Source organism: Bradyrhizobium sp. (genome assembly GCF_019244115.1).
Taxonomy (GTDB): domain Bacteria; phylum Pseudomonadota; class Alphaproteobacteria; order Rhizobiales; family Xanthobacteraceae; genus Bradyrhizobium.
In genome coordinates this window covers 1-6,786 of sequence record NZ_JAFATE010000713.1, presented here as the reverse complement: position 1 = coordinate 6,786, position 6,786 = coordinate 1, and the positions used below count along the sequence as shown (strand labels likewise).

Annotated in this window: 6 protein-coding genes and 1 pseudogene; 5 read left to right on the top strand and 2 right to left on the bottom strand. The window is 61.3% G+C overall.

All coding sequences use genetic code 11. From position 1 onward, the window contains the following. Positions 1-995 (top strand): hypothetical protein (locus tag JOZ76_RS30770; protein WP_291705159.1); only part of this gene is annotated, 995 nt, incomplete at its 5' end. 299 nt (positions 996-1,294) lie between these two features. Here the strand turns inward: JOZ76_RS30770 and JOZ76_RS30765 are convergent. After that, complete coding sequence (locus JOZ76_RS30765) at positions 1,295-1,522, bottom strand: helix-turn-helix domain-containing protein (RefSeq protein ID WP_291705160.1); 228 nt, start codon at positions 1,520-1,522, stop codon at positions 1,295-1,297. A 355-nt stretch (positions 1,523-1,877) separates the two neighbouring features. After that, positions 1,878-2,021 carry a hypothetical protein gene (locus JOZ76_RS30760; protein WP_291705158.1) on the bottom strand — a complete coding sequence of 48 codons (144 nt, stop codon included), beginning with the start codon at positions 2,019-2,021 and terminating at the stop codon, positions 1,878-1,880. A gap of 90 nt (positions 2,022-2,111) precedes the next feature. Here JOZ76_RS30760 and JOZ76_RS30755 point away from each other — a divergent pair, with 90 nt between their 5' ends. The 4 genes and pseudogenes from JOZ76_RS30755 to JOZ76_RS30740 form a co-directional block, all read left to right on the top strand. Beyond that, positions 2,112-3,437, top strand: coding sequence for a hypothetical protein (locus JOZ76_RS30755; RefSeq protein ID WP_291705157.1), 1,326 nt, complete (start codon positions 2,112-2,114; stop codon positions 3,435-3,437). A gap of 36 nt (positions 3,438-3,473) precedes the next feature. Beyond that, a complete protein-coding gene (locus JOZ76_RS30750; protein ID WP_291705156.1) occupies positions 3,474-4,304 on the top strand; it encodes a glycoside hydrolase family 16 protein in 831 nt (276 codons plus the stop codon). A gap of 9 nt (positions 4,305-4,313) precedes the next feature. Then, positions 4,314-5,420, top strand: a complete 1,107-nt coding sequence (locus tag JOZ76_RS30745) for a hypothetical protein (protein ID WP_291705154.1) — start codon at positions 4,314-4,316, stop codon at positions 5,418-5,420. Positions 5,421-5,691: 271 nt separating this feature from the next. Then, positions 5,692-6,786 (top strand): annotated as a pseudogene (locus JOZ76_RS30740) (hypothetical protein); the annotation flags it as partial.

Genomic DNA, 6,786 nt, shown 5'->3' with positions numbered 1-6,786 from the left:
CGCTGGACTCCCGGCTGAAGCACTATGAAGAAGCTGTCCTCGCGGGCGTGCGGGGCTCTGAATGCCTCGATCGCAAGGACGAGGACTGGGACGGCATTCGCGCGCGCCTCGAGCGCGAGGTGGGCGACTTGTCTGGGATGTTATTGGCCGCCTGCGAACGCCTGAAGGACTACCGCTTGGCTGCGATCTCGCTCGGATCGAGCCTCGCGCACCGGTCCGCAATCCTGATCGCTGCGGCAGACGGAGTGTTCTCGTCCACTCGCGGCGGGCGATGTCGGTTCGAGTTTGAGGACGGTCCAATCGAATTGAACTTGGCCTCCCCGGACCGCGAACCAGGTGAAACGCGGGCCAGGTTCGTCGCGTGCTTTATGCCTCAAGTAGCCCGCGGAGTGACGCTCAAAGAGGATTGTATGGTCTTTGCCTGCTTTTCTAAACGGAAAATTATCTGGTGGTCATTCTTGGGCTTGGGTCAGAGCGGGCTTCGCGGGTTCGCGGAATTTCCTAACCCCGAGATCGAGATGGGTTTCCGGGCAACTATAGAATCAGTGCAGTTCGCTTCGGCTACGGAGGAGTTTTCGAGACTATCGGACGATCTGTTGGGCGAGATCGTGAACGACATGGCCGGGCCGCGAGCCGCTTTGGCCGCGAGTGTCGAGGAATTCTACGCCCGCCGGGCGCTCGCGAGAGTCCGGCCCAAGCTTCAAGAAAAGTGTCGGGCCGCGCTCAGCGAAAATGGCTTTTGGGATCTATTGAGAATCGGCAGCAAGGGCAACGGCGATGCCATTCGCGCTCTCGCTCTTTTGGGCCTCTGCGCAGCTGCCGGAACGCCCGCGCGGGTTGCGGAGCAGCGTCTGCGGGATTTCGGACTCGATCCCATCGAAACTTCAAAGAAAATATCCGAGGCTTCGAGGAAATATGGACTACCGTTGTGCAATTTCAGCGCGGGGACCGCTGAGGGTAAGGGAGCCAAGGTCGGCTTCCAATGTTTTCCTTGAGCACGAGCTCCCCACTCCTCATCAACGGCACCAACGTTGCCAGAATGAAGAAAATCGGCCGTTGGCCGCGGTCATAGTTGGGCGATTAGGGTCAAAGTTCGGATACGATACCAATCAGGGCTTGCTCAAAACCAATCTGAGCGAGATTGAACGGCATTACCTCCAAAGGAGGGGCCGCCCGACGCGCCGCTGACTTCGCTGCACTTTCATCGCTTTTGGCGCCAATCTAGAATAGGAAGTCCGGTACATTGCTCGGCTTTCGACGCGGTCTCGTTCGAGCGAACGGATTTCGCAATGATCTACTTGCGACTCAGCTTCCTAACCACGTCGACCGGGTCGAACCCCAGGATCTTCCCCAACTCGATCAGCTCGACGACATCAATCCGTCGCTGGCCGGACTCCATGTGGGTCACCCAGGACTGGTAGACACCCATCTGTTCGGCCAGATCGATCTGTCGCAGCCCCGCAGCCTTCCTGTGCTCGAAAAGCCCACTCAGGAGCAGCTTGCGGCCACGAAAGAGGCTCATGTCGCTCCGACGACTGAACAGACGCACCATGCCGACGCGGCGAAGCACGATCCAGCCCTGCACCTGTCAACCAATCACGGCCATCCGGCAGTCGCGGCCGCGCCGCATCCAGGTCAATTCAAGGGAGCCGGCATTGTCGCGGCCCGTCCCGGCAAGCCGGTCTTTGCGCCGCCACCGAAACATGGCCCCGTGGTCACAGCGCTCAATCCGGTGGCGAAGCCCGGCACGCCGCCTGCGCCTCAGCCGAGGAACGCCCAGGCGCGAGCCAATCACTCACCGAAGCTGCAAGTCGCTGCCAAGCCGCGCGCTGCAGAGCCGCGATCGAAGCGAACGCCGCCACCTCCGGTCCATGCAATCAAGCGGCCGGTCCAGGGTGCAAGGCATGCGCCTCCGCCGCACCGCGCGCCGCAGCCGCGTCGTCCACCACCACCGCATATCGCAAGGCCGGCACCGCCGCGACGTCCGCCGCCACCACCTCGGCGCCCACCTCCGCCGCCAAGGCCTCATCCAGCCCCCCGGCCTCACCCAGCGCCACAGAAGCACAGGTAGCGTGACCGCCAGTGGGTCCAAATCGGAAGGCTGATTACAGATGATCCGCAGCTGGGGGCTCTTGATCGGAACATGCAGCACCTTGGTCGCACTCGCGTTGACGGGGCCACAGGCGAAAGCCGGCGATCGGCCGAAGCTGGAGATCGGTATCGACCGGTCGAACATGGGTACGGAATGGACGCTTGCGCCGCCGGGTGAGCCGAACGTCTATCCATTCAACGGTCCTTACAACGGGCCAGGCGTGTTCGAGGCAAGGCGCAAGGCAGTGTTCGACGGCATCGCCCGGATGCATGTGCAATGGTTTCGCGACGGCTTCGGCGCCAACACACCCGACGGAATCAAATTGTTCGTCGACATGGTGAACCAGGTGCATGCGCGCGACATGAAGATGCTGGCGGTGGTCGGAGGACATCCAGACGATTTCGACAAGAAGGACTATATCGATCCCAAGACAAGCGGCTGCGAATGGGGGGCCTATCCTTTGAGCAAGATCAATCTCGCCAGGCTCGAGCAGCGCGTGCGCGGTTATTTTGATGCGCTGAAGCAGGCCGCCGTCACGGTTGACGCGTTTGAGATCGGCAATGAGACTGATCTCTACTGTAACGATGCCGATATGCCGAAGAGTTCGGAGTTCGCGGCACACCATTGGCAGTGGTTCCTGAGCAAGGATCAGGTCCACGCCTTCGTTGCCGGCTACGCGCCGTTTCTGGCGACCTATGCCCGGCTGATTCGCGATTATTTTCCCGCCGCCAAGATCATCACCTTCGGCATGTCCAACCCGACCGGCAATTCGGCTGCGCTGATCCAGGCTCTGGCCAGCTTTCCTGACGAGTCTGCGAAGACCTTCGACTACACGAGCCTCGTCGATGGTTATGGCAGCCACATCTATCTGTCGTCGATGACGACGCTGTACATGATCAATCGGGCGACCACACAGCTTTCCGAGCAAGGTGCGCTGCTCCCGCATCTCCAGCAAAAGCCGATCTGGATCACCGAATGGAACGAATCCGCCTCGGTATTCTGGACGGGCCGAAAGTGGTATTTCCAGCCGGCCAGCAGGGACGGGATAAAGCTCGATCTCAACCAGGCGGATGCGAAAGGCGCTTTTCTCGCCATGACCCGTGCCGAAGTCATCAGCGCCTTTCAGGAGAAGGTCATCGCGAATCTGCGATCGATGCCCAATCCAGTCAACATTGGATATTTGTTCTACTATTCCTACGATTCCGCGGCGAAGTCCGCGATCTGCGACACCACGGCGTTCAACACCAGCCGCAACATCAAGGGCACCTGCTTCTCCGGGGCGATCGATCCGGTGACGGGCAACCTCTTGCCAGATGTCGCGTCTGCAATCACGGCAGCGCATTAGATAGTTTGGCAACACAAGGCTTGGCGAGGGCGTCAGATGAAATCTCTCACAAGATCACTCGCTGCGCTGGTCGCCTGCGTTGCGACGACGCCGATTTGCGAGGCAGCGGCGCTGAAGGGACCCGTGACCTGGGGATCCCCGGACCAGCCATGGGGCGTGCGCAGGGCGGTCACCGCGGCCGACCGCGCTGCGATCGCCGCCTATCGCACCGGCAGCAGGGCGCCGGTCTTCTCCAGCAACTTCGAGAGTCCTGCGGAGCTTGCCGCTGATTGGACCTTGGAGAGCGACGATAATCCGACGCTCAAATCGTGCCGCAGGCCTGACAGCGTCGAGGCGTCGCCGGCCGGACTGCGGCTGAAGACGCTGGTCGCAAGTACCTGCCGCAGCGCGCAGTGGTCTACTGGGCACATTGGTAGCAAAGCCAAATATGGGTTCGGATTCTTCGAGGCCCGGATCAAGATCGCAGACATCAAAGGCATCAACAACGCATTCTGGCTCACCACCGACGATAATTTCGAGATCGATGTCGCTGAGGCGACCAACCCGAGCTACATCCATATTGGCCTGCAATATTGGCCACCTCCGAACGGCACCGAGAAGCATGCCGGCATGGGATGGGGCGCAAGCTTCGTCGAGAACCTGTCCTACGGCTTTCACGATATCGGGCTGTTGCGGACGTCCAACGACATGGTCTTCGAGGTCGATGGCGAGCCGATCGCTGCCGTGGTCACAAAGAACGCGGTCAAGGGACCCGCGGCGATCCGCTTTTCGACCGCGCTTGGCGACTGGGCCGGCGGCAAGGTCCCGGACCATCCCGAAGGTCACAACATGGTCGTGCAGTCGTTTCGGGCATTCGCCCAGGAGTAATGGTCCCACATGCGCATATCCAAATTATTGGCCATGGTCTTGCTGATCGCCATCGGATCTTTGCCGCCAGAAGCGCCCGCAGGGACGACGAGCAACTTTCTCGTCGGCGTCAATGTCATCGGAATCCAGAAGATGAGCGAGCAGCAGCAGGATGAGCTGATCGCCGAACTGCAGAAGGACGGTGTGAAGGTCGTCCGCACAGGCGTCGGCGATGGCTTCAATCGCTTTACCACCAAAGCCTTCGCCAAAGGCATCCGCGTGGTGGCAATCGTCTATGCCACTATGGGCGGAAGCGGCGCCCACACACGACCAGCCGATGCAGCGCTCGGCCTGCACTGGGCCGCGGCGGCCCTGACCGATTCCGATCCGGCCAAGTTCAAGACCTGGCTGTCCCCCCAACTCGAATCCCTGGAGAGCGCCGGCGTCCACCTCGCCGCCTTTGAACTCGACAACGAGATCAATGGTCCCTTCTTCAATGGTGACTTCCTGCCCGCGCAGGCCTCGGGGCGTGTGCTCGCTCTGTCGGATCTTGACAATCCGAAGGATCCAGAGGGCCAGGCAATCTCGGCGAGCTACCGGGCTTACTTGAGGGTGTTGGCGGCGCTCAAGGACGTGCGTGACCATTCGAGATTGAACAGCAAGACGCCGGTGATCTCAGCTGGGCTCGCAGATGGCGGGCTGCCCGGCAAAAAGCCGGGGCAACGGCTCGACGGCGTCAGCATTCCGGCGACGCTCGCCTTCATGCGCCGCGAGGGCGTCGACCAATTGGCCGATGGCTATGGCGTGCATGTCTATCCGGGCGGCGATCCGAAGAGACCGATTGCGACCCTGTATGATCTTCTCAACAAGGATGCCTTCTCCTTGTGTACGGCAGCCAAGCCGTGCTGGCTGACGGAATGGGGATTCAACAACAACGACGCGTCCTGTCCCGTCGACGACAAGACGCGCGTGCAGCTGATCAACACCATGCGCGGCGCAATGGCCCAATTTGCGCAGCAGGGCCGGCTCGCGGCGTCGCTCTACTACGATTGGGGTGACCATCCCGGAACAGGTACGACCATCTTCCGCTGCGGCGCGCTGACCGATGCCGGCAAGCTGGCGCTGAGGCCGCTGTGATATGGGAGACCCAAATGGGAATCTGACGCTTGCAATGGTCCTTGTGGTGCGGGGCGGTCTCGCCGCTCGCGCTGCGCCGCGCAGGTGATCGCCGGTGTCAACGTCGAATCGATCACCACCCGCACCTCCTGGGCCACCTTGATTGGAGAGTCCGATGCTCCGCCCCTTCGCTGCTCCACGGCTGCAGCACCTGCTTGTGATCGCGCTTGCCGGCCTTGCGCCTTCACTGTGCGGCCACGCTTCGGCGGCGCCGCCACCAAAAGCGGGCCCGGTGATCGGCGTCATCGACGATATTCGTTACGAAGGTGACCAATATTACGCCTTCGGCTGGGCGTGCCAGCAAGGCAGCAGAGCATCCATCGCCGTGCACATCTATGCAGGGGGCGCGGCGGGCGGCAAACCGCCGGGCAGCTTCGTGACCCCGGGCACGGCCGATCTCGCCAATGAGCCGGCTGTCGACCGCGAGTGCCACGATGCCGACGGTGGAAAGCACCGTTTCAAGATCGCGCTGCCCAATCAGCTGCTGCGAAGCTCTCAAAATAAGAAAATGTGGGCTCATGGGATCGCAGCAGTCGGAAATGTGGAGAACGCCGCGCTTGCAGGCTCCGGGAAGATTCAATTGCCGAACCCAAGATGGCCCCCCGATCCGCCGACGCCGGCGTTTCTCGACGGGCCGGCCGTCGCCGCGTTCGATACAAGAAAAGACTCCTGCGAGCTGACCGACATTCCCGATGCCGCCGCGCGCGCGTTCCGCGACGACAAGGGAACAATTCATCTGATAGCCTCACATTCCGTCACGCGCGCCGGCCTCGGCCCGACGCTCGAGACAGCGAAACATAACTGTCAAGTGGTCTACAGATCGCGCCACGACGGCAACCCGGCGGATTTCGACGACTATACCTGGCTCACGCAGTTCTACACCGTCGACGGCAAACAGATCGTTGCGCTCGGCCACATGGAATATCACGGCTGGGAGCATGTCGGCATGTGCGCGGCAAAAACCGACACGGCGACCTGCTGGTACAATGCCGACACATTTCTGTTGTCCAATGACGGCGGCTATCATTTTGGTCAGGCCAAACCGCCGGCCAACTACCTGCTCAGCCTTCCCTACAAGTATCAGCCGAACAGGGGACCGGAAGGCTACAGCGTCGACAACAACGTTCTGAAAATCGGCGAGTGGTACTACGGGACAGCTTTTTCTTGGGCCTGGCCGCCGGGCTGCGGCCAAGGCAAGGGCCAGACGCCCTGCCTTGTTCAAGACGGCACGTGTCCCATCCGCACCGCAAATATCATGGATCCGAGCTCATGGCGCGGCTTCGACGGCAAAGACTTCACGGTCACTTTCATCGATCCGTACAAGGGC

Excerpts from the sequence above, each read along its gene's own strand:
- JOZ76_RS30765 (WP_291705160.1), bottom strand. The coding sequence starts at position 1,522 with ATGAGCCTCTTTCGTGGCCGCAAGCTGCTCCTGAGTGGGCTTTTCGAG.
- JOZ76_RS30745 (WP_291705154.1), top strand. The coding sequence starts at position 4,314 with ATGCGCATATCCAAATTATTGGCCATGGTCTTGCTGATCGCCATCGGA.
- JOZ76_RS30755 (WP_291705157.1), top strand. The coding sequence starts at position 2,112 with ATGATCCGCAGCTGGGGGCTCTTGATCGGAACATGCAGCACCTTGGTC.
- JOZ76_RS30750 (WP_291705156.1), top strand. The coding sequence starts at position 3,474 with ATGAAATCTCTCACAAGATCACTCGCTGCGCTGGTCGCCTGCGTTGCG.